The following is a 26113-nucleotide window of genomic DNA, read 5'->3' as shown; positions in this document are numbered from 1 at the left end:
TACACTGATTAGACGTGCCCGGAAACATGCCCTGAAGCTGGCCTCCGCAAGATCAGGCTGTTCCGGTAGCTATGCCCACGCCGATACGTTATGCGCGCCGCCAACCTTCCCATGCAGTTGCAACCCCGCATGCGCGCCATCGATGCCTTCATCGCGCTTGGCGATGCGGGCCTGGTGGCGGTTGCCGATCAGCTGGATGCCTTGCACCGGCGCGACCATCCCGATGATGTGCATGCGTTGCGCGTTGCGGTGCGGCATCTGCGCGCGGTGTGCTGGGCATTTGCCCCAGCCCTGCCCAAGACCATCCGCGCACGCTGGGATGATTGCCTGCGCAAGCTGGCGCAGGCCGCCGGCGATGTGCGCGACTGGGACGTGTTCATCAGCGAGACCTTGCGCCCGGCGCTGGACTTGCAGCCTGAGGATCCGGTGCTGCTGGCGGTGCATGACACCGCGATCACGCGCCGCCACTACGCACGCGCCACCATGCTGGCGCAGCTCGCCGAACACCAGCACTGGCCGCTGCCCGTGCTGCACCGCGACCTCACGCATCTGGGTAATGGCGGCACGCAGCGGGCGGGCCCCGCCGCGCAGGAGCGGCTGGCGGCGTTCGCGCGCCGGCGGGTGCGCCGCGCGCGCAAGCGCGTGAAGTCGCTGGCGCGCGCAGCGCGCTCGGAAGACCTGGCGCGCGTGCATCGCTTTCGCATTGGCAGCAAGCGGCTGCGCTATGTGATCGAAGCCCTGAAGCCGGTGCTAGCCAAGCGCTATGCCAAACGCCTGCACGGCAAGCTTGTGAAGCGGCAGGGCAGCCTGGGCGGCCTGATCGACGGCGCGGTGGCTCGCCGCCTGATGATGGCGTGCCTGGACATGCCCGCAGCGGATGCGCAGGATGTGCCGAATGCGCCAGGTGCCACGGTTGCGCCGGATCGATCTGCGACAATATCGCCATGACTGCCACGACCGCCATGACCGCAACCCACTCCCTCCAGCCTCGCTCCGCTCGCGCCACGCCCATTGCCGCCATTGCTACCGCGCCCGGGCGCGGCGGCATCGGCGTGGTGCGCGTGTCCGGCCCCGACGTGAGCGCGATTGCGCAGGCCGTGTGTGGCCAGGCGCTGAAAGCCCGCCACGCCACCTACCTGCCGTTCCTGGATGCGCACGGCAAGGCGATCGACCATGGCCTGGCGCTGTACTTCCCCGCGCCGCACTCGTACACCGGCGAAGAAGTGCTCGAGCTGCAGGGCCACGGCGGCCCGGTGGTGATGCAGATGCTGCTGGCGCGCTGCCTGGATGCCGGCCGCGAGATAGGCCTGCGCGTGGCCGAGCCCGGCGAGTTCACGCGCCGCGCCTTCCTGAATGACAAACTCGACCTGGCCCAGGCGGAAGCCGTGGCCGACCTGATCGAGGCCAGCACCGAAGCCGCCGCGCGCTCGGCCGCGCGCTCCATGGAGGGCGTGTTCTCCGACGCCATCCGCGCGCTGGTGGAACAGGTGATCCACCTGCGCATGCTGGTGGAAGCCACGCTGGATTTCCCCGAGGAAGAGATCGACTTTCTGGAAGCGTCCAACGCGCGCGGCCAGCTGGCCAATATCCGTGATGCGCTGGGCGGCGTGCTGGCGCAGGCCAAGCAGGGCTCGCTGCTGCGCGAGGGCTTGTCGGTGGTGCTGGCGGGCCAGCCCAATGTGGGCAAGTCGTCGCTGCTCAACGCGCTGGCCGGCGCGGAACTCGCCATCGTCACGCCGATTCCCGGCACCACGCGCGACCGCGTGCGCGAGACCATCCAGATCGAAGGCATCCCGCTGCATATCATCGACACCGCCGGCCTGCGCGAAGACGCCACCGACGAAGTCGAGCGCATCGGCATCGAGCGCACCTGGGAAGCCGTGGGCCGCGCCGACCTGGTGCTGCACCTGGTGGACGCAGCCGACTACGTGGAGCACGGCTTGTCGGAGATCGACGACGCCATCGACGACCGCCTCTCCGGCCACCTGCCGCCGGGCTCGCCGATCCTGCGCGTGGTCAACAAGATCGACCTGGCGCCCAAGGTAGGCGAGCGCCACTTCGGCGCGGATCGCCCGCACGTGGTGGCCGCCATCGGCCCGAACCCGGCCGAGGTATGGATATCAGCACGCACCGGCGCTGGCATCGACCTGCTGCGCGGCCAGTTGCTGCGGCTGGTGGGCTGGCAATCCGGCAACGAAGGCACCTTCCTCGCGCGCGAGCGGCACCTCACCGCGCTGCGCAACGCGCAATCGCACCTGGACCTGGCCGAAGAGCGCGCGGCGCAAGAGGCGCAGGCGCTGGACCTGTTCGCCGAAGAACTGCGCCTGGCGCAGGACCATCTCAACAGCATCACCGGCGAGTTCAGCAGCGATGATCTGCTGGGGACGATTTTTACGCGGTTTTGTATTGGCAAGTAGGCGAGTAGCAAGGGTTGCCAAGCGACGCCAATGATGGGCCGCCAAACCCTTGTGCGGCAAGGTGCCGGGCTCATGGCCCAGGCAGATCTTTGCACACATGAAGCCGAACGCTATGCGGTTTCCGCGACAACCTTCCGCGGCTTGAGGGGGCGCCATCAACACCTGCGTATCGGGATGTAGGCGCGAATAAACAACCGGCCCTGCCCGCGAGCCGTTGGCGGATCCTCGGCATCATGGATTCCCGGCGGGTACTTCCGCGCCCGCCGAGGCGGCACGAAGTCATCGGGAATGGATGCGATACCGTCGAACAGGGACGTCTGCAGCTTCACCATGTACTCTGCCCGCCGTAGTCGTCGGCGAAGGGTGCGGGCCGCAATCGCAAAGTGGTCTGCGATGGCTGCTCGGTCGTCCCCCATGTTCGCGAAGACCCGGAGGTAGGCAACGGCCTCGGCAAACCGGCCCAGTACTTGCTGCTCCTGCGAGCGCTCCTCCTCTCGCGCGGCCAGAGCGAAGGACGGGTCCGAAGCTTCTGGCGCCGCCAGAGCGGTGGCAATAGGGTTCTCTCGCATCCCGCCGTCGTCGTCCTCGCGCTGCTCGTCCAGGCGCACCGCAAAGCGAAATCGCTTGTCGGCGAACTTCACGAAGCGGTTGTAGAGCCTCCCCAGGATCTGCTGATGAAATCCTGTGTCCCCCGCGTCTGGAGGTGGGTCGCGATCCCTGCTCAGTTCATTCGCCACCAGCCAGGCCTCGGCCTGCAAGTCCTCAACCGTCGTTTCGCCGCGGGAACGACTCGCTATTCTGCGCAGGTCGGCGATGATCGAGGGAATGAGTCTGGCGAAGAAGGTGCTGGCGGAGCGGACTGACATGGATGGCGGGCAGCAAGGACAGCCGGCAAGAAAGAAGAAGAGGCGATGGCAAAGCGAGGGGACTTAGGAACGTACCTGGATCGTTCACTGGTCGAGCGCTCCGGCAGTCTGCCGAGTGGGAGTAGCCCGGCCAGGCTATGCATCGTGAGAAACCGCGACTACGCTAGCGGATAGCCTGAGCACCCTAAGGATGGATAACCATCAAACGCTTCAATCTATCTCTCCAAGATCGCCTGATCATGACCTCGAGAATATTCTCTCTATCCAATCCTTGGTTTCCATACCCAGGAAATACAAAGCAAGGCCAATTATGATAGCGGGAAGATACCCGGCTATCATCCCCACACAAACCTCAAACAGGAAATAAATCAGGGATCCAATGACGGTCTTTAGTTTTTCCAAGGGAATCTCCCAAAGAGTCGGCGAGACTACAATGTGGGGATTAACCTTCCTCCAACATCATCCCACCCCATACAGCGGCGGGGAACACCGCACCATCGGCGTCCTTCATTTCCTTGGCAGGCAAAGCTGGCATAGCCGATCCGGCTCAGATCGATCAGTTCTTGATAAATCTGAGGAATATGGAGAAGACGGTCGTAAGAATAAGTGCGCAGAACAACATGGAAATGGCCTGTGCCATCAAGACTCCGCAGAGTGAATAAATGCGAGTCACATTTTCCATGGTCGTACTTAGAGCCTCCACGGCAATCAAGATCGAGTACAACCAAACCACAAGCATGACGACAGGCGAATCAATAAACAAAAATAGTACGCCTGAAATAATGCCAGAAAAAAAAGTGGCGGCTGCCAGAAGATTAAACAGGTCCCCTTTGCCATCCCAGCGAGCACCGCGCCGAACCCACCAATTGAGAATTGCGTAGATAAGAATAAAAGCGGCCCACGATGCAACGATGCCTGCGGCAATAGCCACTGGAAGAGGGAGGTTTACTGCGTCGGCCGTCCCGTTCTCTGCGAGCGACAATCCAGTTAACAATCCGACAAAGGTGACAGCAAGCACTGATTTCCACCGGGGGAAACCAAAACACTGGATTGGCAGTTTACGAAGCAGAACCAAGCCGAAAGAATGGCGGATCATTTTGAAACCTCCGATAGTTGAAAACCAAGGAACCGGCAGCAATAGCTTGAAATATGCACAAGCCATTGAACCTGGTTTCGCTTCCGTCCCGGCCCGAAGCGTTGCTCCTGAATGTGAGATTCGTAGCGTCTTCCTTCGCAAAGACCATATCCAACACCGAGCAATAGATCTGCGTGTTAGGCCTGCTGAGGTAAGCGCTTATCGTTGGATAACCTAACGCTCAGATAATAAATGCGAATCGCACTCATTGTCATTGCGAAATTTCCCATTTTTTGCATGGAACCTGCTGAACAACGGCGTCGCCACAGCAGCGGTGACGAACGTGACGATTTCCTGCGGCGCAGTGCACGCGCGGGTGTCCACCCTGGCGGGTTCCACAACGGCGGGCTCCACCGACGGCTCCGGGACCGCCACTTCGTTCAAGAGCCCGTTTGGCGTGGCGCTCGATGCAAGCGGCTACCTGTACGTGGCCGATAGCGGAAACTCTGAAATCCGCATGATCACCCCGGCAGGCGTCGTTACCCCGGCGCGGGGGGAATGTCCGCGCGCGGAAACAGGCGTGCCTGTGCGGTGCGCGTCAGCCCTGCTTCACCGGCATGCAGATCCGCGTCTGCAACTGCGCGGGCGGCGTGGTGCGAGGATCGTTCACGTACTGCTCGAACATGGGAAAGTCCGCCGGCACGACCCCGCTGGTCGGCAGCCATTCCGAGAACATCCAGTTGTACGCCTTGCTCATCTCGTTGTAGGGGCCTGTGTAAGTCAGTATCGCGCAGCGGCCCGCCGGGATGTCGAATCGCTCCAGTTCCTCGCCCAGGTCGGCATCCGGCGCAACCGGCATGCCGGCCAGCGAGCGCAATTGCGCTACCGGCACCTGCTCGGGATCGCTGAAGTACACGCCAAAGCCGATGGCGTCCGGGCTGGCAAGGCCCCGGCTGGCCGCCAGCATGAAGACGCGGGTGAACACCGGGCCGATTTCCTGATAGCTGCCACGATGGGGCAGCGTGGCCAGAACGGTGCCGGGAAAGGTTTCGATCGTGATGGGATACATGCCTAGCTCCTGAGGGTTGAAGGGACCGGAGCGGGCTGCGCGATAACGCCCCGGCGGTATGCCGAAGGCCGCGCCAAATGCCCGGTTGAACGCTGCGTCCGACTCGTAGCCGGCGCGCAGCGCCACATCACGCAATGAAGCTTCGGTACCCGCCAGCGCGATTGCCGCACGGTGCATGCGGATGCGTTGTACCGTGGCGTTCACCGTTTCTCCCATCATGGCGCGATAGACGCGATGGAAGTGATACGGCGACAGGCAGGCCAGGTCGGCCAGTTGGTACAGCTCCGGGTCGGCGTCGGGGTGGCTTGCCAGCCACCGCAGGACGGGTTCCATGCGTTGGGCGTACTGGATTCGGGTCTCGGGTTTCATGTGGTCTCCATGGCGTGCAATCTACTGGCAGCCGGTTTGCAGATTTTGCGGTTTTTTTGTGGCTTGGCTAGCGCAAAGTGCTGGCAAGCGCATGCGGATCGGTTGCGGGCCGGTTCCGGCAAGCTGCAGCGCACAAACCGGTCAGCGCTCCCCCCCAACGAGTCCGCACACCCTCCTATACTGAAATCCCACCCCATCTCGCCCGCCGCTGGTCCACGCGGCTGCCAGCGCGCGAGCCAATAGCAGAAGTGCCGCGCGGCAAGCCAACCAGGCAAAGCAAGCACAGGAAGCAGGGGCCTGAATCCCGGACGGGCATCGACGCCAGGCGTGTAGCGTGCGGCGCGGATGTACGCGGGGGTTCACACGAGAATTCGCACGAGAATTCGCACGGGCTCCTGTCCATGCAAGACCGGCAAGGAGATCATCATGACCAACGCGCAAGGACAAATCGTCGGCACCCTGAACCACCTGATCGAGGTTGGCAAGGACGGCGAGCTCAGCTGCACGACCGGCGCCCGCGAGGTGCATAACCCCGAAATACGCGCGATCCTTACGGGCACGGCGGAATCGTGCCGCGCCTCGGTGATGGAGTTGCAGGCACTGGTGACATCGCTGGGCGCGGAGCCCCGGGATCGCGGCAGCATGGGCGGCACGCTGCATCGCGGCTGGATGGAAGTGTTGCACGTGATCGCACCGCACAACGACGATGCGGTGCTGCAACTCTGCGAGCGCGATGAGGAAACGGCGAAACGCGAGTACCAGTCGGCGCTGATGAAGGACATGCCGCCCGAGATCCGCGCGGTGGTGCAGCGCCAGTACGAGGGCATACAGTGGCATCACGATCGCATCCACGCCATGCGCGGGATGCAGATTCACTGAGGCTGCGATGCGCTGATCGTCGGCAATCCGCTGCGATCAGTAGCAAAGACCGCAGCAAAGACCGGCTGCCTGCCTGACGCCTGACGCCTGATGAGCTACCAGACGAACGGGACCAGCCGGTATCTCACCCGGGCCGCATAGGCCGCGTAGCCCTTGAGGCCGCGCTGCAGCTCGCGGTCTTCCATTGCCGTGCGAAACACGATGGCGCCAATGAGCACCGGCGATGCGGCCACGCCGTACCAGGAGCCGAGCATCAGCGCATTGGCCGGCAGGAACACCAGCATGGTGGCGTAGAGCGGGTGGCGAACCACGGCGTAGGGGCCGCTCGACACCACCCGGTGCCCGCGCTCGGCCTGGATCCTGACCACGGCCGCGAGGAAGGTGTTTTCGTGAAACACGCGGTCGATCAGGAGAAATGACAGCACCAGCAGCACTGCGCCCAGGCACTGCAGCCACAGCGGCATCGCGGACCAGTGAAAGCGCACCGCATCCAGGCCCATCAGCACCATCCAGGCGATCCACGCCACGAGCACGAACGGCAGCAGGATCTTGTCCCAGAACGGCTGGCCGCGTTGCAGCGGCATCTTCATGCGCTCGGCGAGCAGTGCCGGATCGTGCCGCGCCAGGCGTTGCGTGAGCCAATAGCCGCCGCCAAAAAACAGGATGAGATAAGCCCAGGCGGCGGGCCAGGCCAGCGTACCCGCCGCGCCAAACAGCAGGGCCGCAAAGAGCAGGCCCTCCGCCGCCAGCGCCATTCCGACCTTGAATCCCATGGCGCCTGCCTCCTTGCCGCCGAACCGGTAGCCGCGCGTTTGTCATTCCTGCACGTTAGCACGCACTTGGTATGCCGGCGCACAGAGCGCGCCGGCGGGGCAAGCTAGATTCATTCCGCATGCTCACCGGTTGCGCGCGCCGCGCGCGGCCACCGCGACGCCGCAGAGCGTTGTGGCGCGGCGGCAAGCGAGGGGGGCATGGCAGAGTACCGCGCCCCCCGATACCTTGAGGGGTAGGAAAAATGAGCCGTCGCGTTCTAGAGCTGACCGGGCTTCGCAGCGTCGCGGTCATGCTGGTGGTCATCAGCCATGCGGAGCACATGGCCAAGGGGGGGTACACGGGATTGCTTGTGCCACTGCGGTATTTCGCGAATGGCGGCGTCGGCGTGTTCATCTCGTTCGTGTTGAGCGGTTTCCTGATTACGGAGCTGCTGCAGGCTGAGTGGCGCGCCTGCGGCTCCATCAAGCTGATGCGTTTCTATGGCCGCCGCGCGCTGCGCATCTGGCCGGCTTTCTATGTCTACCTGATCGCGCTTGGCCTGTTCGGCATCGTCGGGCTGATCGATGTGGATGCGCGGCAGCTCCTGTTTGCGGCCGCGCACCTCTGGAATTACTCCGAGTTGCTCGGGCTGGGCAACGTCAACATGGCGCATCCCACCGGCGCGTGGCTGCTCGGCCATTTCTGGACGCTGGCGCTGGACGAGCAGTTCTACTGGCTGTGGCCGCCGGTGCTGTTGCTGCTGCTGCGCGGCAAGGACCCGCGCTGGCTGGTGCTGGTGATCTTGCTGATGCCGCTGGTGCGGGTGCTCTGCTATTTCACAACGCCTTCGTTGCGCGGTCAACTGGGGTTGATGCTGCACACGGGCGTGGACCCGGTGCTGATGGGATGCTACATCGCCCTGGACCGCGAGCGGCTCAAGGCGCAGCTGAACGCACGCTTCGCCGGCGCATTCGTGCTGCCGGCGCTGATCCTGGTACTGCTGCTTGGCCTGCCGGTCATCGGCACCCTGGCCGGCGGCATCTGGACGGCGACCTATGGCCCGGTGGCGCTGGCGGCGGCGGTGGGCCTGCTGATCCTCGCTGTGGTGGAGCGGCCCGAGTTGTGGATATCGCGCCTGCTCCGGAGCAAGGCCTTTGTGTTCGTGGGCACGATCTCGTTCAGCTTGTACGTCTGGCAGCAGCTGTTTACCAGCACGGCGTCGCCGCTGGCGCTGCGCTTCCCCTATTGCATCCTGGAGGCACTAGCAGCCGCGGCGCTGAGCTACGTGCTGGTCGAAGCGCCATTTCTGCGGCTCAGGAGCTGGCTTGGCAAACGAGCGCGGGCAACAGCCATGGAGGCGGGGAGCGAGGAGGGCGGCGCACCCGCGCGCAGCGTCGAGGCCGAACCGCTCCAGGACTTGCCGCAGCAGGCCTTGTAAGCGGCGTTGCACTGCTGGCCTGTGTGTTGACCTGTGTGTTGGCCTGGGTTGGGCTGTGTTGGCTGCCACACCAACGCAGGCCAGGCCGCGCGGTACCTTTTGACATTGCACCACGGCAGCCCGGTGGGCCCGCCCGCGCCGGGCGTGGCCATCCCAGGCAGGGAGTGAACATGAACCGAGACGGTACGCACGTTTGCGCGCTCGACGGTGTGCGGGGCCTGGCGGTCCTGATTGTCATGCTCTATCACTTTGCCCATGTGGGCCTGGTGTCGGACCTGCCGCTCGACCGCCTGTTCTACCAGTTGTCGATGACGGGGTGGATTGGCGTGGATATCTTCTTTGCGCTGTCGGGATTCCTGATCACGGGCATCCTGCTGCGCACCAAGGGCGCGCCCAACTTCCTGCGCGCGTTCTACGGGCGCCGCGTGCTGCGCATCTTTCCGCTGTACTACTTCTACCTGGCCGTGCTGTTTCTGCTGCTGTTCCCGCTGATCTCGCACCGCGTCGGCGCCTTTGAGCAGGCCAAGCTGGAGGCGGTGCAGGCCAGCTGGCCGTGGTTCGTGCTGTATCTGTCCAACCTCAAGCAGGCGCTGACCGGCACGTTCTTCGGCGCGGGTGCGGGGCATTTGTGGTCGCTTGCCATCGAGGAGCAGTTCTACGCCGTGTGGCCCTTGCTGGTGCTGCTGCTGCCGTTGGCCGCCATGCGCCGGCTCTGCCTGGTGCTGCTGGCGGGAACGCTGGCGGTGCGTGTCGGCATGGTGTTGCAAGGCTATAGCGCGGACGCCATTTCGGTGTTCACGCCGGCCCGGCTGGATGGCCTGGTAGCGGGTGCGTTGCTGGCGATGGCGGTCCGGCGCGGATTGCACTTCAAGCCCTGGCTGGTGAAGGCGGCGCCATTAGCGCTGCTGGTGCTGGCGGGCGGGCTGGCGGCCATGGGTTCCCGGCTGGAATCCAGCCCGCTGATCTACACCGTGGGCTTCTCGGTGGTTGCCGTGGTGGCGGTGGGCCTGATCTACGCGGCCTGCGCCACGGACCGGCACGTCGTGTTCAGCAACCGGTACCTGGTGTTCCTGGGCAAATACAGCTACGCGCTTTACGTGTTCCACCCGATCATCCGCGTGGTGGCGGTCAAGGCGTTCGGCGAGCCGCGCCTGTTGTTCGGCAGCCAGATCCCGTGGCAGCTGGGCTTTTCGGCGGCGTGCCTGTGTGCCTCCATCGCAGCGGCCTTGCTGAGCTGGCACCTGATCGAAAAACGCTTCCTGGGGCTCAAGGACATGTTGTTCCCCGACCGGACTCCCACGCCAGCGCCGCCCCCGCCATCCGCCGCCTTGCCGACGCGGGACGCATTTGGCGCCGACCCCGCCAGGCGCGAACGGCCCATCATCTAGGCGTGCTGATCCGCGGCGGGCGGCGGCCTGGCAATGCCGGGCCGCCGGCCCACCGATGAATCGCATGCGGGCACGGCCAACCGCTACAATGGGCCGTTTCAGCGAACGAGCCCCTGCCATGACCGATCATCCCCGCTTTACCCTCAATCGCTCGCTCGTCGTATTGGTGCCGCAGCAGCCTTTCTTCGAATGGATCATGGCCGTGGATATCGACCCGGTAGCCACGCTGACCCTTGAGCATGTACGCGAGGACCAGAGTGTGTTCCTGGTGCCGGACGATGTCTCGACCACGTCGGAAGCGCTGCAGTGGGTGGAACAGCGCTGGCGCGCCTTGTTCGAATTCATGCTGGGGGAGTGGTTCGACGAAAGCCTGTGGCCGCAAACGCTGACGCTGCAGCAGTTCCGTGACTGGTTCACCGTGCAGCACCACTCGATGGTGTTCGACATGGCGCCTGACACCCCGGTCGAACATGAAGACTGGGAAGACGAGGACGAAGACGACGACGAAACCGGGCTGCGGCACCTTCATTGATCGCGGCTTGCCGGTTGCGGCTTGATGCGGCGCAGCCAGGCAGCCCCGTAGCAAGCCAGCCTTACGTCACGCCATCGCCATGAAGTGCATGCGCATGCCCGCCCGGATCCCCACACGGCACCCCGCCCAGGCTGTGGACAAGTCTGTGGAAAAGACCGAACAACCCTGTGGGCAAAGCTGTGGGCAACTTTTTTGGCAAGCCCCGCCCGAACACCTGACCTGGCACCGCCAGGCCTTGCCACAGGCGGGCTGGCAGCCGAGCCGAGCGTGCCGGCGCACAGTGCGCGCGATTGATGCGCGCAGCCGGTGCCTGACAGCGCAATGGCCCATTTCTATCGCAGGAAACCCCGGATGTTGAACCGTACCCAGCAAATCCTTATCGGCGTTGTCGCCCTTGCCGTCCTTGGCATGTTGTGGCTCACCGGCAACCATGAAGAGCAGCAGGAAGAGCCGGCCCCCGAGCCGGTCGCGGCAGCGTCCGCGGCGGTGCCAGAGCCCAACGCCGGCGCGCGCGGCGTGCCCAAGAACGGCACGCTGGACCCGATCAGCATCGACCCGAACCGCTCCACCGACATCCTGCCGCAGTACCAGGCGGACACCCTTGTCGACGATTACCAGGAGAACGCCGGCGCGGCCAACGACCGCTACCTAGGCAAGTATTTCATCGTGGAGGGCGTGGCCAGCGGCGTGCGGCGCGAGGGAAACGACACGGTCTTCCTGGATATCCGCTCCAATAGCCCGACCCTGGTGGTGCGCGCCAAGCTCCTGCCGATCCAGATCTGCGGCCCCGCCGGGCGCACCTGCGAGGTGGAAGCGCGCGGCACCATGGTCCGGCGCGGACAGAAGGTGGCCGTGGAATGCACCGGCGCGGGCCAGGTGGAAGGCTCGCCCGTCCTTGAAGATTGCCTTGTGCGTGGCGGCGCCAACTGAGCGCGAGCACTGACTTAGCCAGATTTACCCAGATCGACATCCAGCATGCAAACCCTGCTTTCCGTACTCGCCCTGACCATCCTGATCGTCACCGTGGTGGGCCTGGTCTCGCCACCGTTCATCAGCAACGCCTTCCTGAAGGGCCGCCCGGTGGGGCGCCTGCAGATCCTGCTGGTGGGGGTGTTCCTTGCCGCGATCTGCCTGATGGTGGTGGGCACGATGGCCAGCGGGGGGGCGGCAAAGGCCTGAGGCCACCAACCGGGCCAAGACCGCGCGCCATGACGACGGTTGTCTCCCCCTCTCCCCTCGGTTAACCAGTACGCCAATCGCCACTCCGGCGGCATGTAGGACACATCCCACAGCAGGATCGGTGCGCTATCGATAATGGCGCGTTCCGGCGTTGTGTATCTTTCCATCACGATACGAATAAACGTCAACGACGGGACAAGGCAAAGCGGCCCGAAGCTCCCCCGGAGCGAGGGCCGCGCTGAATATCATGATGGAAGATCTCTCCCGGGGCACGCTGCCTGCCCGCCAAGTCCAGCAAGTCCAGGCGCTCGCCAACATTCTCGCCATCACGCGCCGCGAGTGGCGGGTGACCGGGCTCGGTCGCCTTGCCGTGGATCATGGCCGCCCGGGCTGCCGCCGCGACCAGCTCGCGCAGCGCGCGGCCCGCGCCTTCGAGGCGCAGGTGATGGCGCTACGCTGCCGGCAGGCCATTGTGCTCTGAGGCTAACCTCGGGCGAGCCACAGAACCGCAGCAGAACCGGCGCTGGACCGGCACAGGACCGGCACAGGACCGGTTTACCCGCGCTGTTCCAACGATTGCCGCCGCCGCAATGGCCTAAAGTTGCCTGGCGCGCATGCCGACAACACGGTTCGGCACCCTTGCACCAGCGTTTCCAGGAACATCATGAAAAAAGCACTGCTAGCCGCCAGCCTAGGCTTGCTGGTCACCGGCTGCGCCACGTACCAGGCCGTCGTCCCGGTCGACCGCGGCGACCGTATCGCCTCCATGCAGCCGGCCGACGGCACGCTGTTTTGCGTGATCGCCAACCCGGGCAGCGGCGGCAATGCCTATGCGGAATTCATCCGCGACGCGGTGCAGCAGCGCGGCTTTGAGTTCAAGATGCTGTCGCCCGGCTCGTCGGTGGCGTCGTGCCCCTATACCGCCACGGTCTACATGCAACGCCAGACCTACTGGCGCGATTTCCTGAGTACGGCAGAGATCATCGTCTATATCAACGGCGAGCGTGCCGGCAAGGCGAACTACGACGCCCTGCGCAGCGCCGGCGGCATCAACCTGAGCAACCTGGTCCCGCCCGAGATGAAGATCGACGAGCTGTTCGAGCAATTGCTGCCCGGCATGCGGCCAAAGCCGTCCACGGCAGGCACGCCAGGTGCGCCGGCCGCCCCGCAATCGCCAGCTACGCCAGCCTGAACACCTCCGCCGCCTTGACGACGGCGTACCCATTACAGCGATAAGTGCGCGCCTGCGCACTTAAATCAGCCGGTCAGCCTACCACCTGCCCCAGCCGCACCACGGTCACGCCCGGGCGCAGTTGCCGCAGCGACGGCATCACCAGCACGCAATCCGGATACGGTGTGACCACCGGCTCGCCGTCGCGCCAGCCGATCACGGTGCCGGCTTCGGCGAAGGTTTCCAGCCCGGTGTATGGGCCGGCGAAGCGGAAATCCATGCTGCTGGCGACCACGGGCTCGGTCACGCGTACCACCCGCTGCGGCGCCACGGGCAGGAGCCAGCCGGCAGGCACGTCACCCGCATCGATCACGCCGGCATGGAGCAGGAAGCGCGCGGTGCTGTCCTGGGCCACGCCCACGGCCGCGGTTTCCCAGTGCTGGCCGCATTCGATCAACAGCGCGTTCCTGGCGCTGGCGGGGTCGCCAAAGCCTGCGTAGTCGCGCATGCGCCGTCCTTCCGGATGGCCCTCGTCCACGATCACATTGGCGGGCGCGCCCACGGCGCGCGACAGGGCAATGCCCTTGTCGAGCGGGCCGGACACGATCAGCGGCAAGCTCTTCTCGTGCATGGAGTGCAGGTCGAGCAGCAGGTCCACGGTATCGATGACCGGGCGCATGGCGCGTGCGCGGCGCAGCTCGGACGAGTCACGGGTGGTGTCGTCGAGCACGGCGGCCGTCCACACGCGGTTGAAATCCTGGTCGACATAGCGCGACGCATCCGGGCGGGCGGCATCGAAGCTGAGGTACGCGTCGACGTTGGCAAAGGCCAGCGTCAGGCGGCCGCGGCGTGGGCGCAGGCCCAGGTCCAGCAGCGCCTTGACGGTGATGGCGCCGCACACCTCGTTGCCGTGGGTCAGCGCATTGACCATCACGTGCGGGCCGGGCACGCCGCTGTCGAAGGTGTGGACATAGGGCACGCCGGCGTTGCCGGTGGCGTAGGCGGAGATATCGGGGAATTCGACTTCAACCGGGTATGCGTCGAAGCTGGGGGCAGTGGTCGTCATGTTTTTTGATCGGCAAGATTGCCAGTGATAGCGACTGAACAGCGAAAGAAGCAGGGAAGGCAGGCGGCAACCGCCGGCACCGCCACTTGCGACAAGCAAATGGTACGCCTGCCGCCGTCCCCTTATTCGTGAATGCCGGCAGTCTGCACGATGCTCTTGTACTTCACCGTCTCGCGCTTGATAAAGCTGGCGAACTGGCCCGGGCCGCCCGGCGCCACTTCCACGCCGGCCTCCGCCAGCTTCTTCTTCACGTCGGGCATGGCCAGCACGGCCTGCATCTCGGTGTTCAGGCGATCGACCACGGCGCGCGGCGTATTGGCCGGCGCCATCAGGCCAAACCACACGCCCATGTCCACGCCCTTGAGCGCGCTGCTTTCCGCCAGCGCGGGCACGTTGGGCGCCACCTGGGCGCGGTGCCCTTCGGTCACGCCGTAGGCCTTGACCCGGCCAGCCTGGATATGCGGCAGTGCCGACGACAGCACCATCACGGCGAGGTCGATCTGGCCGCCGAGCAAGTCGGTGGACATGGCGGACGCACCCTTATAGGGCACATGGGTGATGTTGACCTTGCCTTGCTGCTTGATCAGCTCGCCGGCCAGGTTCAGCGGCGTGCCCACGCCGGACGACGCATAGGCCAGCTTGCCCGGCTGCGCCTTGGCCAGCGCGATCAGCTCGTCGGCGTTCTTGGCCGGCAGCGCGGACTTGCCCACCAGCACCATCGGCTGGGTGCCGACAAAGGTGATCGGCGCCAGGTCGCGCTCGCCGTCGTAGCGCACGGCGGGGTTGGTCAGGCGCGCGATCGAGACCTCGCTGCCCGAGCCCATCAGCAGCGTGTAGCCGTCGGCGTCGGCCTTGACCACCTTGGACGCGCCGATGGTGCCGCCCGCGCCGCCCAGGTTCTCGATCACCACGCTCTGGCCCAGGCGCTTGCCCAGTTCCGGCGCGATGGTGCGGGCCACCAGGTCGACGCTGCCGCCCGCGGTGTAGCCCACCACCAGGGAAATCGGCTTGGTCGGCCAGCCCGAGGCGGCAGCGCCGCCGGCAAGCAGGCAGAAGGATGCGGCAGCAGCCGCACGCAGCAGTTTGTTCATGGCAGGTCTCTCCGTTTTTAGATTTGCGCCGTATGCAGACAGGCAAGGTATGCAGGCATGCGGCGATCTTAGAGAGCGTGCGGGCGCAGCAACGTGCGGCTTTGGCAATGGCGCTTGCCGTTTTGGCAAGGGTGGGGGATCGGGGGCTGGGATCAGGCGCCAGCCGCGCCAAGGCGGACCCAGCGCGTGGCGCTGGACAACTAGCCCGCCACCGCCGCATGCCAGAAGGCCTCGCCCAGCGCCCGCATGGGCGCGCGCGGGCGATACAGCAGGATCTGCATCACGAGATCCGTTTCGCCGCCCACCTCCAGCCCGGCGCGCACCAGGCGACCGGCATGCAGGTCATCGGCGATCAGCCGCGCGGGCAGCCACGCCAGGCCCATGCGCTGGCGCACCATTTCATGCACGGATTCGGCGAAATCGCTGACCGCGATCACGTCGAGCCGGCTGGCCAGCCCGCGCCGCGCGATCTCGCCGTTGACCATGCGGCCCAGGGTCAGCGTCTGCGCGTAGGCGATCATCGGCACCGGGGCGCGCTGGCCGCGTGCGAGCAACTTGTACTGTGGCCCGCCACCATCCGCCGCCGCGCTCACGCAAACGAGGCGCTCCTCGCCCACAAGGTGGTATTGGTAGCGCGCGCCGTCCAGCGTCACCGGCTGCTCCGGCGAGTTGTAGCAAAGCAGGAAATCCGCGTCGCCTTCGGTGAAGATCGCCAGCGCGTCGTGCGTGGGAAAGGTGGAAAGCCGCGTGCGAAACCCCGCGGCCGCCTTGTCGTTGCGCAGCGCATGGCGCAGGCCGGCCAGCCACGCCGGCACCATCGAGCGCGCCAGCGTCTTGCCGGTGACGATCACCACGGTGCTGGCATCGGCCCGATGCGCCGCGCGCAGCGACATGCGCGTATCGTCCAGCGTGCGCAGCGCGCTCTGCGCGGCCTCCAGGAACTGCCGCCCCTCATCGGTGAGGCGCACCGGGAACACGCTGCGATCGATCAGCGGCGCGCCCGCCCAGACTTCCAGCGCCTGCATGCGGCGCCCGAATGCCGGCGGCGTGACGTTACGCAGCTCCGCCGCGCGCGCCAGACTGCCGGCCTGGGCCAGGCACACAAAATCCTCCAGCCAGCGGATATGCATAAGGACTCGCGCCAGGGCGCGCGCAGAAGTTGAATGGGGACGATCCGGGCAAATGCCGCCGTCGCGAAGAGCGGCGCTGCGAATATTGTAGCTGTAGCGGTGCGTGTCCCGAGGCGCAGCGCCCGGCATACGACACACGGCAGACGCACGACTCGGGTAGAATTTTTGCCATGGCCTTCTTCAAGCGCAGCACTGCGCCCACCTCCTCGTCGTCATCGGCGTCCGCCGCCCACGATGCCGCCGGCTCCGGCAATGGCAATGGCACGCCGCCGGAATACACCATCGACGAACTGGCGCGGGCGGCCGGCACCACGGTGCGCAATGTGCGCTCCTACCAGGACCGCGGCCTGATCGATCCGCCCGAGCGGCGCGGCCGGGTGGGCATCTACACGCAGACGCACCTGGGCCGGCTACGGCTGATCAACCACCTGCTGGCGCGCGGCTACACGCTGAACAATATCCAGGAGCTGCTCAAGGCCATCGTGGAAGGGCATGACCTGCGCTCCATCCTCGGGCTGGAATCCGCCATCAGCAGCCCGTGGACCGATGAAGTGCCGCGCCACTATTCCTACCTGGCGCTGGCCAAGCTGTTCGGCCGCGCGATATCGCGCCCGGCGCTGGCCAAGGCCATCGCGCTCGGCCTGCTGGAGCCGGACGGCATGGGCTACCTCGCACGCAGCCCGCGCACGCTGGCTGCCGGCGCGGAGATCGCGCGCGCGGGATTTCCGCTGGAAGATGTGCTGTCCATCGTCGAGCACGCACGCGGGCACTTCGAAGCCGTATCGGACCGGATCGTGGCCATGGTGGTGCGCGAGCTGGACCGCTTCGGTGAAGGCAAGCTGCCACCGCCGCAGGACGTGCCGCGGCTGGTGGATATCCTCTGGCGCATCCGCCCGCTGGCCATGGTGGCGGTAGAAGCGGAGATGATGCGGGCCATGGAACAGTCAGCCAATAAATACCTCGGCGACCGCGTGGCGGCCATCATCGAGCACTTGCACGACGCGCCGGAAGACGGCGGCGCGGGCAACGCGCCAAAGGCCGGGCCGCGCAAGGCCAGGCGCTGATACAGGTACGTGCCCGCTCTAGCCGGCTACCTAAAGCGCCACCATCTGGAAATCCCCCTTGTGCATGCCGCAATCGGGGCAGCTCCAGTCTTCCGGCACGGCACTCCATGCCGTGCCAGGCGCGATGCCATGCTCCGGCATGCCAGCGGCTTCGTCGTAGACCAGCCCGCAGATTTCACACTGCCAGACCTTCATGCCGCGGCCCTCACCGAAGGCGCCCGGCTGGATACGCCGGCGCGCGCGGAGGTGGCCTCGATCTCTGCGATCAGCGGCTCGATACGCGCCAGCTGCGCACGGTTGTCGTGATCCCACGGGTGGAAGCCCGGCCGGAAATAATCGAACCACTCCGGAATCATCTTGCGCAGCACGCCAGGCTTGCCCCACAGGAAACGCACCACGCCGCCAAAGCCGCCGAGCTTGTTGCGGCACTCGCGATCCGCCATCACCAGCCGGATGTGGAATACGAACACCATCGCCCAGAACGTCACCGTGGTGGTGAGCATGGTGAAGGTGCGCAGCAGATAGCGATATAGCCCCGGCTTCATCACGGCATTCCACACGTCGTAGGCCACGGCCTTGTGCTCGGTCTCTTCCAGCGCGTGCCAGATCCACACCTGGTGGTAGCCGGGCTCGGAGCCGCCCATCTGGTCCGGGTCCGCCAGCAGCCCGCCGGCAAGCATCGCGGTGTAGTGCTCGAGCGCGATGGTGTGCGCAAGCTGCCATGACTTGGGCAGTATCTTGCGCAGCACGTTGAGCAGTTTGCCGACGAACCGATCGAGCGGCTCGGCGGGCAGGCCCGCATCCGTCATCAGCCGGTTGTAGAGGATATGCTCGCGCGTGTGCATGGCCTCCTGGCCGATAAAACCCGCGATGGCGCGCTTGAGCTCGGGGTCGGTCACGTCGTCGCGATAGGCGCGCACGCTGTCCATGAAGAAGCGTTCGCCCGCCGGAAAGAAGATCGAGAGCGCGTTGACGAAGTGGGTGACATGGCGGCCCCGCACGTGCCAGTCGCCGATGCGGCTGGCGGGCAAGTGGGGATGCACATCGCGTCGGACTGGCATCATGATGAGTACTCCTGTCGATTCGTGGAATGCGTCGGGTGCGTCGGGTGCGGTGCGTATTTCAGCGGTGGCCTCAGCGCCCGTCGAGAAAAGGCAGCAGGTCCGCCGCCACGCGCTGCGGATCCTCTTCCATCGGGATATGGCCCAGGCCGGCGTAGCGCTGCAGCCGCGCGCCAGGAATGCGCCCGGCAAAGGCTTGCGCATGCGCCGGCGGGATCCAGCGGTCACGCTCGCCCCACAGCACCAGCGTGGGCGAGCGGATGCCATTGAGCGCCTGCGTGTCGAGCGCGTCGAAGTCCAGCTTGGGCACCATGCGGCCGACCGCTTCGCGGCTGCCCTCGGCGTAGAAGAAATCGACATAGCGACGGAAGGTGCCTTCGTCCACCCGCGAGGCATCGCCGTAGACGTCGCGCGTGGCGGCGCGGATCACGCACTCCGGCAGCAGCCACGGCGCCGACCAGCGCACCGGCGCGTGGTTGAACAGCGCGATGTACAGCGGCAGCTTCATCGGGAAACCGGCGGCATCGATCAGCACCATCTTGTCGACGCGCCCGGGATGGCGCGCGGCCATGTCCCATGCGATCAGGCCGCCCAGCGAGTTGCCGATGACGCTGGCGCGCTGCAGGTGGATGGCGTCGCAGAAGGCGTCGATAAAGCGGCGGTACGTGTCCACATCCATGGTGAGAATGCGCCCGCGCGCATCGCGCAACGGCCCGGTCAGGCCAAAGGGCGGCAGGTCCACGCGCAGCACGCGATAGCGTTGCGCGAGTGCCGGCAGCACACCTTGCCAGGTGTGCAGCGAAGCGCCGAAGCCATGGATCAGCAGCAGCGGCTCGCCGCCGGGCACGCCTTCATCGGTGTAATGCACGAGCGTGCCCATGACCTGCACCCAGCGCGAGGCGGGCAGCGCGTAGCGTCTGGCGAGCGTTTCACGCGACAGGCTAAACAGCCCTACGCGGCCCTGGCCGAACCAGCGCGTGAGCGCGCCGGGTGGCTGCGAGAGGCGGCTGTCCGCCGGCATGGCGACGCGGTTCATTGCGCATCTCCGCCATTGCCGCTGGCCTTGGCCGGCACCGTGTTGGGCACGTCCGCGGCAGGCTTGCCGAGCGGGCCTTTGCGGCGCGCGTCGAACACCACCAGCTTCTGGTAGGCCGCAGGCAGCAGCCGCGCCATCATGTCGGCGGCAACCGCATCCGGGCCGATCAGCACGCGGCGGCGGTTGTGGCGCACGCCGTTGAGGATCACGCGCGCGGCCTTGTCCGCCGTGGTGATGAAGTACTTCTCGAACTCATCGCGGCCCTGCTGCTCATCGTGCACCAGGAAGCCGGTGACGTTCGCGGAGATACGGCTGGCCTGCGCAATATTGGTCTTGATGCCGCCCGGGTGCACGCAGGTCGCGGACACGCCGCACGCCTGCATGTCGAGCTCCTGGCGCAGCGATTCCGTAAAGCCACGCACCGCATACTTGCTCGCGTTGTAGCCGCTCATGCCGGGCTGCGCGAAGATGCCGAAGATGCTCGACGTATTGATCACGTGGCCGTCGCCGCTGGCCTTCAGGTAAGGCAGGAACGCCTTGGTGCCATGCACCACGCCCCAGAAGTTGATGCCCATGATCCATTCGAGGTCATCGTAGCTCATGCCCTCGATGGTGCTCGACAGCGCCACGCCGGCATTGTTGAAAATCAGGTTGATGCGCCCGTGCGCGCGCGCGGCCTGCTCGGCCCAGGCGTACATCGCGGCGCGGTCCGATACATCCACGCAGTGCTGCGTGAACACCAGGCCTGGCGCCGCGCGCATGACCTCGGCCACCGTCTGCGCGAGGCCTTTTTCATTGCGGTCCGACAGCGCCAGCTGGCAGCCTTCGCGCGCCAGCGCGAGCGCCAGTGAGCGGCCCATGCCGGAGCCTGCGCCGGTAATGGCGGCCACCTTGTTCTTGAAATCCTTCATGCGGTGTCTCCTCGGTGTTCTTCTGGTGTGCTTCTGGTCAGCTTCGCGGCCGGGCACGCAACGCGCTCACGCCTCGATGGCCCGGTTGGCTTCGCTGGCTGCGTTGGCTGCATTGGGTGCGAGCGCGTGGTGCATCAGCGGGCGGATCTCGTAGTCGGCCATGCGAAAGCGTGCGGTGGCGCGGCGGAACTGCCAGGTGAACCCGGGCCACAGCGTGGTGTTCTTGCCGGTCTTGGGGTCGAGGTACCAGCTCACGCAGCCGCCCTCCGACCACACCGCGCCCGCCAGCTTGCGCTGCAGCCCCGCGTTGTAGTCGCGCTGCGCGGGCGGGCGCACGTCGATGGCCTGCACACGCTGCTGGCCCATGGCCTTGAGCGCGCCGAGGATGTAGTTCACCTGCGACTCGATCATGAACACCATCGAGCTATGCCCCAGGCCGGTGTTCGGCCCCACCACCAGGAACAGGTTGGGGAAGCCGGCCACGGTGGTGCCCAGGTACGCCTCGGCGCCATCGCGCCAGGCATCGAGCAGATCGGCGCCGCGCTGGCCGAGGATGGCGCCGCGCGGAATCGGATCGGTGGCGTGAAAGCCGGTGCCAAAGATGATGCAGTCCGCCTTGCGGCGGGTGCCGTCGCGCATCACGATGGCGTCTTCCTCCACGTGGTCGATGCCGCAAGTCACCACATCCACGTTGGCGCGCGCCAGCGCAGGGTAATAGTCGTTGGAGATCAGCACGCGCTTGCAGCCGATGGTGTAGTCCGGCGTGACGGTGGCACGCAGCGCGGGATCGGCGATCTGCCGCTTGATATGGCGGCGCGCGATGCGCGCCACCACCGTCATCAGCTTGGGATGGATCACGAAGCCAAGCACGCGCGACTCCAGCGCCCAGTAGATGCCGGTGCGCATCAGCTTTTGCGTGAGCGGCAGGCGGCGGAACAGCCAGCGCTCGGCGGCTGACACCTTGCGATCGGGCTTGGGCATGATCCACGGCGGCGTGCGCTGGAACAGGTCCAGGTGCGCCACCTGCGCAGCGATCTGCGGCACGAACTGGATGGCGCTGGCGCCAGTGCCGATCACCGCCACGCGCTTGCCCGCCAGCGCGTAGTCATGGTTCCAGTGCTGCGAGTGAAACGCCTCGCCGCGAAAGCGCGCCAGGCCCGGGATATTGGGATACGCCGGCCGGCTCAGGCCACCCATGCCCGACACCAGCACGCGAGCCCGCACGCGCTTGCCATCGGCCATGTCGAGCTGCCACGTGCCGCTGGCGTCGTCCCATGCGGCGCGGCGCAGTTCGTGGTTCAGGCGCAGGTGGGGGCGCAGGCGGAACTGGTCGGTGCAGCGTTCCAGGTAAGCGCGGATCTCCGGCTGCGGCGAAAACATGCGCGACCAGTTGGGGTTGGGCGCGAAAGAGAACGAGTACAGATGCGACTGCACATCGCAGGCGCAGCCCGGATAGTGGTTGTCGCGCCACGTGCCCCCCACCGAGGCGGCCTTCTCGAACAGCGCGAAGTCATGCAGGCCTGCCTGCTTGAGGCGGATCGCCATGCCCAGCCCGGCGAACCCGGTGCCGATGATGGCGATATCGATGTGCTCGGTGGGGCCGGGCCCCTCCGGTGACGGCTGGGCTGTGGATAACTCTGGGGGCAGGTCTGCTGGCGCATTCATAAGCTGTCTCTCGTGTCGCTGGCGTGCACGGCGGGATGCCGCATTGCGTCGCAACATCCTTGATTGTGACATTGATGAATGTCATCGTAGGCACGCCAGCGCCCCGGGTCAACTCGGAGATTTGAATCGCCATTCTAATTTTTAGCGGATTTTAGTGGCTTATTGAGCGCATAAAACAGGAAGAAAGCGCGCTTTCCCGCACCAAGGGGCGTACCCACCGCTGCGTTTGAAACCGGCACCAATCTGTCGAACATGGCAGAAAGGCGACGTTGGCTATCCCGGCGCGCGCCCCAGCAACCGCTTTCGCCAGGCATTCGGGGTTTCCTGCGTCCAGCGTTTGAACGCATGGCTGAACGCGCTCTGCTCCGAAAAGCCAAGCAGCATGGCCAGCTGGGCGAGGCTGATGGCGGGGTCGGCGAGGTAATGCTCGGCCTGCGCGCGGCGCACCCCGTCGACCAGCGCGGAGTAGTTCAGCCCCTGCGCCTGCAGCCGCCGCTGCAGCGTGCGCACCGGCAAGCGCAGATGCGCCGCCACCGCCGCGATCGGCACCTCGCCCCGATGCAGCGCCGCGCTGATAAAGGCCCGCGCCTGCGCGATCTCGCCGGTGCCGTCCGCCTCCAGCGCGCGCAGCTGGGCCTGGGCGATGCGCGTCATCTGTGCCTGCATTTGCGCATCGGCCTGCATCGAAGGGCGCGCCAGCAGCGCGGGATCGATGTGCATGGCGTGGCGCCCGGCGTTGAAGACCACCGGGCAGCCGAATACCCGGCTGTAGTCGTCGGCGTGGCCACCGGGTGGTGGCGCGTGGGGAAACTCGATACGCTCGGCAAAGAAGCCGTCGCCCAACAGCCAGCGGGCAAAGCCGATCCACGTGGCCATGTGCAGCTCGTGCGCGTGGCGCGACAGCGGGCCGTGCTGCGCCTCCCACGTCATCCACGCGCCCTGCGCCGTTTCATGCAGGCGGGTGCGGCCGATATCGTTGGCCAGCACCTCGTAGCGGATGCCCTGCAGGATGGCCTCGCGCACCGTGGGCGTGGTCAGCACCACATAGCCCATCTCGGCATAGTGGCGCGGCCGGAACGCCGCGCCCGCGTGCAGGCCCGCCAGCGGATCACCGGCGGCGCGCTCCAGCGCATCGAGCAGCGTCAGGTAGTGCGCAACGCCGATGCGCGTGGCGGGGCCGGCCGGGCTGTCGAGCAAGGCGGGATCGAGCCCTGCGAGCACGAGCTGGTCGGCCGGCGCGATGCCGGCGGCCTCGCCGTAGTCGAGCACGGTGCGCAGGTAGGGCAGCGACACGGTGCCGGGCGTCTCGGCGACGTAAGCTGCGCTGGCGATGTCGGTGATAGCAGCGGCGGGGAGCGCCGCGTTGGCGCGTGGCATCAAATCACCTGTCATGCGGGATCAAGACCGGGGCCCGATCTTTATCCAAACTGCGGCGAGCGTCAATGCGGGGTATCGGCAACGCGCATCGCATGGCCCGCGCAATGCACCCGCAATGCACCCGCAATGCACCCGCAATGCACCCGCAAAAGACCCGCAAGCAGACGGATAAGCGCAAAACAGGAGACACACCATGCACACCCCAGCCACCGAGCCGCCCGCGTGCGCACTGTCGCGGCGCGGCTTTCTCAAGATTGGCTTTGGCTTGTCCGCCGCACTCGCGTGCGCCGGCCTGGTCCCGGCATTGTCCGGCTGCGCGCCCGCGCACAAGCAACCCGCCACCGGCATGCAGTTCCTGCGCGAAGGCGACGTGGCGTTGTTCACCGCCTTGCTGCCCGCCGTGGTGGCGGAGCTCGCCGAGCGCGAGCGCGGCTCGCGCGAACTGCAGCTCGGCCAGGCCGTGCGCAATGTCGACGCCACATGCGCCGCCATGGATGCCAACGCACGCGCGGAACTGCGCAAGCTGCTCGACCTGCTCGCCATCGGGCCGTTGCGCTGGGTGCTCGCCGGCGTGGGCCAGGAATGGAAGCAGACCGACACGCAGCAGGCGCGCCGCTTTCTCGCGCGCTGGCGCGCCAGCCGCTTTGCCACCTTGAATGCCGGCGCCGTGGTGCTGGTCAAGCTCAGCAGCGTGGGCTACTACCTGCTGCCGGCAGCGTGGGCGGGCAGCGGATATCCCGGCCCCAATCCTGCGGTCTTTCGTGCGCTGCACACCTGAAATCCAATACACGAGTACCTCATGGCCATTCCCGATATCTATAGCGCCGGCATCGCCGCCGGCTGGAACGTGGTGGACGGCGCCGCGCTCACCGCGCCGCTTTCGCTCGACGCCGACGTGGTGATTGTCGGCAGCGGCGCCGGCGGCGGCGTGGCCGCCGAGATCCTCAGCGAGGCCGGTCTGCGCGTGGTGCTGGTGGAGGAGGGCGCGCTGCGCACCTCCGACAGCTTCAAGGACATGGACGAGGGCCGTGCCTATCGCGAGCTGTACCAGGAGGGCGCGGCGCGCGCCACGTCCGATGGCGCCATCGCCATCCTGCAAGGGCGCTCGGTGGGCGGCAGCACGACGGTGAACTGGTCGTCGAGCTTTCGCACGCCAAAGGAAACGCTGGCGCACTGGGCCGCGCACCATGCGGTGAGCGGCCACAGCGCCGCGGACATGGCACCGTGGTTCGAGCGCATGGAGGCACGGCTGTCGGTGGCGCCGTGGGGCATGCCGCCGAACAACAACAACGATGTGCTCAAGCGCGGCTGCGACAAGCTGGGCTGGGAGTCGCACGTGATCCCGCGCAATGTGAAAGGCTGCTGGAACTCCGGCTATTGCGGGCTGGGCTGCCCGGTCAACGCCAAGCAATCGATGCTGGTATCGACCATTCCCGCCGCGCTCGCCAAGGGCGCCACGCTGGTCCACCGCGTGCGGGTGCGCGCGCTGGAGCATGACGGCAAGACGGTCACCACGCTTGCCGGTGAAGCGCTGGGTGCCGATGGCCGCACGCCCACCGGCATTGCGGTAACGGTACGCGCGCGGCACTACGTGGCGGCCGGCGGCGCCATCAACACGCCGGCGCTGTTGCTGCGCTCGCGCGTGCCGGACCCGTATCAGCGGGTCGGCGCGCGCACCTTCATCCATCCGGTCAACCTGAGCGTGGCGGTGATGCCCGAACAGGTCGACCCGTACTACGGCGCGCCGCAATCGATCGCCTCCGATCACTTCCAGTGGAAGGATGGCGCCACCGGCCCGATGGGCTACAAGCTGGAAGTGCCGCCCTTGTTCCCCGGCATCAGCGCGGGCGTGTTCAACCAGGTGGGCGAGGCGCTGCGCACCGACATGGCCGCGCTGCCGCATACCAACGCGATGCTGGCGCTGCTGCGCGATGGCTTTGTGGCGCAGAGCGAAGGCGGGCGCGTGCGCATTGCCGACGATGGCAGCCCGGTGCTCGACTACGACATCAGCGACTACGTCTGGGACGGCATGCGGCGCGCCTGGCTGAGCATGGCCGAGGCGCAGTTCGCCGCAGGCGCGCTGCGGGTGCGCCCAGCCCACCTGGACGCGCCGTACTATGACAGCTGGGCGCAAGCCAGGCAGGGTATCGCCGCGCTGCCGCTGGCCAAGTTCCGCGCCGCGCTGTTTACCGCGCACCTGATGGGTGGCTGCGCCATGAGCGACCAGCCGCAGGGCGGGGTGGTCGACAGCCATGGCCGCCATCACCAGCTGGCCAACCTGTCGGTGCTGGACGGCTCCGTGTTTCCGACCAGCATAGGAGCGAACCCGCAACTGTCTGTTTTTGCACTCAGCGCGCAGAACGCCCAGGCGCTGGCGGCGCGGCTGGCCGGATGAGCGCGGCCCGCCAATCCGCGCGGCTACGGGCGTTGGCTCGCAAGGACACGCCCCCCTTAAGCAGGGAAGTAAAATCCCGCATGGCGCGCGCGGCATGCGGGCACAATCAAATCGGATTAGAGGCATCGCTCCAAAATTACACTTGTGAAACGCCCGCAGCGCTCGCTAGGCTCCGTACAAC

Annotated in this window: 26 protein-coding genes; 13 read left to right on the top strand and 13 right to left on the bottom strand. The window is 66.3% G+C overall.

Going from position 1 to position 26113, the window contains the following annotated elements:
- Window positions 1-111: 111 nt before the first annotated feature.
- Complete coding sequence (locus AC1Q7Q_RS30410; protein WP_492373226.1) at window positions 112-948, top strand: CHAD domain-containing protein; 837 nt, start codon at window positions 112-114, stop codon at window positions 946-948.
- Window positions 949-962: 14 nt separating this feature from the next.
- On the top strand, window positions 963-2417 hold the full coding sequence (gene mnmE, locus AC1Q7Q_RS30405) for a tRNA uridine-5-carboxymethylaminomethyl(34) synthesis GTPase MnmE (protein WP_492373257.1): 1455 nt from the start codon (window positions 963-965) through the stop codon (window positions 2415-2417).
- Window positions 2418-2572: 155 nt separating this feature from the next.
- Here the strand turns inward: mnmE and AC1Q7Q_RS30400 are convergent, their stop codons facing one another.
- The 3 genes from AC1Q7Q_RS30400 to AC1Q7Q_RS30390 all read right to left on the bottom strand — a co-directional run bounded on the left by AC1Q7Q_RS30400 (window position 2573) and on the right by AC1Q7Q_RS30390 (window position 5796).
- On the bottom strand, window positions 2573-3283 hold the full coding sequence (locus AC1Q7Q_RS30400) for a hypothetical protein (protein WP_492373227.1): 711 nt from the start codon (window positions 3281-3283) through the stop codon (window positions 2573-2575).
- A gap of 556 nt (window positions 3284-3839) precedes the next feature.
- Window positions 3840-4379: a hypothetical protein gene (locus AC1Q7Q_RS30395; RefSeq protein WP_492373228.1), complete on the bottom strand. Its 540-nt coding sequence runs from the start codon at window positions 4377-4379 to the stop codon at window positions 3840-3842.
- Between the two features lie 577 nt (window positions 4380-4956).
- Complete coding sequence (locus AC1Q7Q_RS30390; protein ID WP_492373229.1) at window positions 4957-5796, bottom strand: AraC family transcriptional regulator; 840 nt, start codon at window positions 5794-5796, stop codon at window positions 4957-4959.
- 426 nt (window positions 5797-6222) lie between these two features.
- On the opposite strand from AC1Q7Q_RS30390, the gene AC1Q7Q_RS30385 reads away from it, so the two are divergent.
- Window positions 6223-6675 carry a PA2169 family four-helix-bundle protein gene (locus AC1Q7Q_RS30385; protein ID WP_006162538.1) on the top strand — a complete coding sequence of 151 codons (453 nt, stop codon included), beginning with the start codon at window positions 6223-6225 and terminating at the stop codon, window positions 6673-6675.
- Window positions 6676-6770: 95 nt separating this feature from the next.
- On the opposite strand, the gene AC1Q7Q_RS30380 is transcribed toward AC1Q7Q_RS30385, so the two are convergent.
- On the bottom strand, window positions 6771-7448 hold the full coding sequence (locus AC1Q7Q_RS30380) for a methyltransferase family protein (protein ID WP_492373230.1): 678 nt from the start codon (window positions 7446-7448) through the stop codon (window positions 6771-6773).
- A gap of 242 nt (window positions 7449-7690) precedes the next feature.
- Between AC1Q7Q_RS30380 and AC1Q7Q_RS30375 the strand changes: the two genes are divergently transcribed.
- From AC1Q7Q_RS30375 to AC1Q7Q_RS30345, 7 genes are all read left to right on the top strand, one after another.
- Window positions 7691-8866 (top strand): acyltransferase family protein, encoded by a 1176-nt coding sequence (locus AC1Q7Q_RS30375; RefSeq protein ID WP_492373231.1) that lies wholly within the window; start codon window positions 7691-7693, stop codon window positions 8864-8866.
- A 170-nt stretch (window positions 8867-9036) separates the two neighbouring features.
- A complete protein-coding gene (locus tag AC1Q7Q_RS30370) occupies window positions 9037-10254 on the top strand; it encodes an acyltransferase family protein (protein ID WP_492373232.1) in 1218 nt (405 codons plus the stop codon).
- A 118-nt stretch (window positions 10255-10372) separates the two neighbouring features.
- Window positions 10373-10786 carry a hypothetical protein gene (locus AC1Q7Q_RS30365; protein WP_416050059.1) on the top strand — a complete coding sequence of 138 codons (414 nt, stop codon included), beginning with the start codon at window positions 10373-10375 and terminating at the stop codon, window positions 10784-10786.
- A 351-nt stretch (window positions 10787-11137) separates the two neighbouring features.
- Window positions 11138-11716 (top strand): OB-fold protein, encoded by a 579-nt coding sequence (locus AC1Q7Q_RS30360; protein WP_492373233.1) that lies wholly within the window; start codon window positions 11138-11140, stop codon window positions 11714-11716.
- A gap of 45 nt (window positions 11717-11761) precedes the next feature.
- On the top strand, window positions 11762-11965 hold the full coding sequence (locus tag AC1Q7Q_RS30355) for a hypothetical protein (RefSeq protein ID WP_174424410.1): 204 nt from the start codon (window positions 11762-11764) through the stop codon (window positions 11963-11965).
- Between the two features lie 247 nt (window positions 11966-12212).
- Window positions 12213-12446 carry a hypothetical protein gene (locus AC1Q7Q_RS30350; protein ID WP_492373234.1) on the top strand — a complete coding sequence of 78 codons (234 nt, stop codon included), beginning with the start codon at window positions 12213-12215 and terminating at the stop codon, window positions 12444-12446.
- A 183-nt stretch (window positions 12447-12629) separates the two neighbouring features.
- On the top strand, window positions 12630-13157 hold the full coding sequence (locus AC1Q7Q_RS30345) for a hypothetical protein (protein ID WP_492373235.1): 528 nt from the start codon (window positions 12630-12632) through the stop codon (window positions 13155-13157).
- 73 nt (window positions 13158-13230) lie between these two features.
- On the opposite strand, the gene AC1Q7Q_RS30340 is transcribed toward AC1Q7Q_RS30345, so the two are convergent.
- The 3 genes from AC1Q7Q_RS30340 to AC1Q7Q_RS30330 form a co-directional block, all read right to left on the bottom strand.
- Window positions 13231-14202 (bottom strand): M14 family metallopeptidase, encoded by a 972-nt coding sequence (locus AC1Q7Q_RS30340; RefSeq protein ID WP_492373236.1) that lies wholly within the window; start codon window positions 14200-14202, stop codon window positions 13231-13233.
- 122 nt (window positions 14203-14324) lie between these two features.
- Window positions 14325-15293 carry a Bug family tripartite tricarboxylate transporter substrate binding protein gene (locus AC1Q7Q_RS30335; RefSeq protein WP_416050054.1) on the bottom strand — a complete coding sequence of 323 codons (969 nt, stop codon included), beginning with the start codon at window positions 15291-15293 and terminating at the stop codon, window positions 14325-14327.
- 200 nt (window positions 15294-15493) lie between these two features.
- The gene (locus tag AC1Q7Q_RS30330; RefSeq protein ID WP_492373237.1) at window positions 15494-16423 is read right to left on the bottom strand and encodes a LysR family transcriptional regulator; all 930 of its coding nucleotides are present in this window, start codon (window positions 16421-16423) and stop codon (window positions 15494-15496) included.
- 170 nt (window positions 16424-16593) lie between these two features.
- Here AC1Q7Q_RS30330 and AC1Q7Q_RS30325 point away from each other — a divergent pair, with 170 nt between their 5' ends.
- On the top strand, window positions 16594-17487 hold the full coding sequence (locus AC1Q7Q_RS30325; RefSeq protein WP_492373238.1) for a MerR family transcriptional regulator: 894 nt from the start codon (window positions 16594-16596) through the stop codon (window positions 17485-17487).
- A 30-nt stretch (window positions 17488-17517) separates the two neighbouring features.
- Here AC1Q7Q_RS30325 and AC1Q7Q_RS30320 read toward each other — a convergent pair whose 3' ends face one another.
- From AC1Q7Q_RS30320 to AC1Q7Q_RS30295, 6 genes are all read right to left on the bottom strand, one after another.
- Window positions 17518-17682, bottom strand: coding sequence for a rubredoxin (locus AC1Q7Q_RS30320; RefSeq protein WP_492373239.1), 165 nt, complete (start codon window positions 17680-17682; stop codon window positions 17518-17520).
- A complete protein-coding gene (locus tag AC1Q7Q_RS30315) occupies window positions 17679-18551 on the bottom strand; it encodes a metal-dependent hydrolase (RefSeq protein ID WP_492373240.1) in 873 nt (290 codons plus the stop codon). The genes AC1Q7Q_RS30320 and AC1Q7Q_RS30315 overlap by 4 nt, the downstream gene beginning before the upstream one ends.
- Before the next feature lie 70 nt (window positions 18552-18621).
- Window positions 18622-19584 (bottom strand): alpha/beta fold hydrolase, encoded by a 963-nt coding sequence (locus tag AC1Q7Q_RS30310; RefSeq protein WP_492373241.1) that lies wholly within the window; start codon window positions 19582-19584, stop codon window positions 18622-18624.
- Window positions 19581-20495 carry an SDR family NAD(P)-dependent oxidoreductase gene (locus tag AC1Q7Q_RS30305; RefSeq protein WP_492373242.1) on the bottom strand — a complete coding sequence of 305 codons (915 nt, stop codon included), beginning with the start codon at window positions 20493-20495 and terminating at the stop codon, window positions 19581-19583. Before AC1Q7Q_RS30305 ends, AC1Q7Q_RS30310 begins: the two co-directional genes overlap by 4 nt.
- 66 nt (window positions 20496-20561) lie before the next feature.
- Window positions 20562-22160 carry a flavin-containing monooxygenase gene (locus tag AC1Q7Q_RS30300; protein WP_492373243.1) on the bottom strand — a complete coding sequence of 533 codons (1599 nt, stop codon included), beginning with the start codon at window positions 22158-22160 and terminating at the stop codon, window positions 20562-20564.
- A 273-nt stretch (window positions 22161-22433) separates the two neighbouring features.
- The gene (locus AC1Q7Q_RS30295; RefSeq protein WP_492373244.1) at window positions 22434-23537 is read right to left on the bottom strand and encodes an AraC family transcriptional regulator; all 1104 of its coding nucleotides are present in this window, start codon (window positions 23535-23537) and stop codon (window positions 22434-22436) included.
- A gap of 193 nt (window positions 23538-23730) precedes the next feature.
- Here AC1Q7Q_RS30295 and AC1Q7Q_RS30290 point away from each other — a divergent pair, with 193 nt between their 5' ends.
- Complete coding sequence (locus AC1Q7Q_RS30290; RefSeq protein ID WP_492373245.1) at window positions 23731-24315, top strand: hypothetical protein; 585 nt, start codon at window positions 23731-23733, stop codon at window positions 24313-24315.
- A 21-nt stretch (window positions 24316-24336) separates the two neighbouring features.
- Window positions 24337-25932, top strand: coding sequence for a GMC family oxidoreductase (locus AC1Q7Q_RS30285; RefSeq protein ID WP_492373246.1), 1596 nt, complete (start codon window positions 24337-24339; stop codon window positions 25930-25932).
- The last annotated feature ends 181 nt before the right edge of the window (window positions 25933-26113 follow it).

The sequence above is a fragment of the Cupriavidus sp. GW823-FHT07A04 genome (assembly GCF_058794615.1).
This window is presented reverse-complemented; position numbering and strand designations above follow the sequence as displayed.

Excerpts from the sequence above, each read along its gene's own strand:
- AC1Q7Q_RS30410 (WP_492373226.1), top strand. The coding sequence starts at position 112 with ATGCAGTTGCAACCCCGCATGCGCGCCATCGATGCCTTCATCGCGCTT.
- mnmE (WP_492373257.1), top strand. The coding sequence starts at position 963 with ATGACCGCAACCCACTCCCTCCAGCCTCGCTCCGCTCGCGCCACGCCC.
- AC1Q7Q_RS30400 (WP_492373227.1), bottom strand. The coding sequence starts at position 3,283 with ATGTCAGTCCGCTCCGCCAGCACCTTCTTCGCCAGACTCATTCCCTCG.
- AC1Q7Q_RS30395 (WP_492373228.1), bottom strand. The coding sequence starts at position 4,379 with ATGATCCGCCATTCTTTCGGCTTGGTTCTGCTTCGTAAACTGCCAATC.
- AC1Q7Q_RS30390 (WP_492373229.1), bottom strand. The coding sequence starts at position 5,796 with ATGAAACCCGAGACCCGAATCCAGTACGCCCAACGCATGGAACCCGTC.
- AC1Q7Q_RS30385 (WP_006162538.1), top strand. The coding sequence starts at position 6,223 with ATGACCAACGCGCAAGGACAAATCGTCGGCACCCTGAACCACCTGATC.
- AC1Q7Q_RS30380 (WP_492373230.1), bottom strand. The coding sequence starts at position 7,448 with ATGGGATTCAAGGTCGGAATGGCGCTGGCGGCGGAGGGCCTGCTCTTT.
- AC1Q7Q_RS30375 (WP_492373231.1), top strand. The coding sequence starts at position 7,691 with ATGAGCCGTCGCGTTCTAGAGCTGACCGGGCTTCGCAGCGTCGCGGTC.
- AC1Q7Q_RS30370 (WP_492373232.1), top strand. The coding sequence starts at position 9,037 with ATGAACCGAGACGGTACGCACGTTTGCGCGCTCGACGGTGTGCGGGGC.
- AC1Q7Q_RS30365 (WP_416050059.1), top strand. The coding sequence starts at position 10,373 with ATGACCGATCATCCCCGCTTTACCCTCAATCGCTCGCTCGTCGTATTG.
- AC1Q7Q_RS30360 (WP_492373233.1), top strand. The coding sequence starts at position 11,138 with ATGTTGAACCGTACCCAGCAAATCCTTATCGGCGTTGTCGCCCTTGCC.
- AC1Q7Q_RS30355 (WP_174424410.1), top strand. The coding sequence starts at position 11,762 with ATGCAAACCCTGCTTTCCGTACTCGCCCTGACCATCCTGATCGTCACC.
- AC1Q7Q_RS30350 (WP_492373234.1), top strand. The coding sequence starts at position 12,213 with ATGATGGAAGATCTCTCCCGGGGCACGCTGCCTGCCCGCCAAGTCCAG.
- AC1Q7Q_RS30345 (WP_492373235.1), top strand. The coding sequence starts at position 12,630 with ATGAAAAAAGCACTGCTAGCCGCCAGCCTAGGCTTGCTGGTCACCGGC.
- AC1Q7Q_RS30340 (WP_492373236.1), bottom strand. The coding sequence starts at position 14,202 with ATGACGACCACTGCCCCCAGCTTCGACGCATACCCGGTTGAAGTCGAA.
- AC1Q7Q_RS30335 (WP_416050054.1), bottom strand. The coding sequence starts at position 15,293 with ATGAACAAACTGCTGCGTGCGGCTGCTGCCGCATCCTTCTGCCTGCTT.
- AC1Q7Q_RS30330 (WP_492373237.1), bottom strand. The coding sequence starts at position 16,423 with ATGCATATCCGCTGGCTGGAGGATTTTGTGTGCCTGGCCCAGGCCGGC.
- AC1Q7Q_RS30325 (WP_492373238.1), top strand. The coding sequence starts at position 16,594 with ATGGCCTTCTTCAAGCGCAGCACTGCGCCCACCTCCTCGTCGTCATCG.
- AC1Q7Q_RS30320 (WP_492373239.1), bottom strand. The coding sequence starts at position 17,682 with ATGAAGGTCTGGCAGTGTGAAATCTGCGGGCTGGTCTACGACGAAGCC.
- AC1Q7Q_RS30315 (WP_492373240.1), bottom strand. The coding sequence starts at position 18,551 with ATGATGCCAGTCCGACGCGATGTGCATCCCCACTTGCCCGCCAGCCGC.
- AC1Q7Q_RS30310 (WP_492373241.1), bottom strand. The coding sequence starts at position 19,584 with ATGAACCGCGTCGCCATGCCGGCGGACAGCCGCCTCTCGCAGCCACCC.
- AC1Q7Q_RS30305 (WP_492373242.1), bottom strand. The coding sequence starts at position 20,495 with ATGAAGGATTTCAAGAACAAGGTGGCCGCCATTACCGGCGCAGGCTCC.
- AC1Q7Q_RS30300 (WP_492373243.1), bottom strand. The coding sequence starts at position 22,160 with ATGAATGCGCCAGCAGACCTGCCCCCAGAGTTATCCACAGCCCAGCCG.
- AC1Q7Q_RS30295 (WP_492373244.1), bottom strand. The coding sequence starts at position 23,537 with ATGCCACGCGCCAACGCGGCGCTCCCCGCCGCTGCTATCACCGACATC.
- AC1Q7Q_RS30290 (WP_492373245.1), top strand. The coding sequence starts at position 23,731 with ATGCACACCCCAGCCACCGAGCCGCCCGCGTGCGCACTGTCGCGGCGC.
- AC1Q7Q_RS30285 (WP_492373246.1), top strand. The coding sequence starts at position 24,337 with ATGGCCATTCCCGATATCTATAGCGCCGGCATCGCCGCCGGCTGGAAC.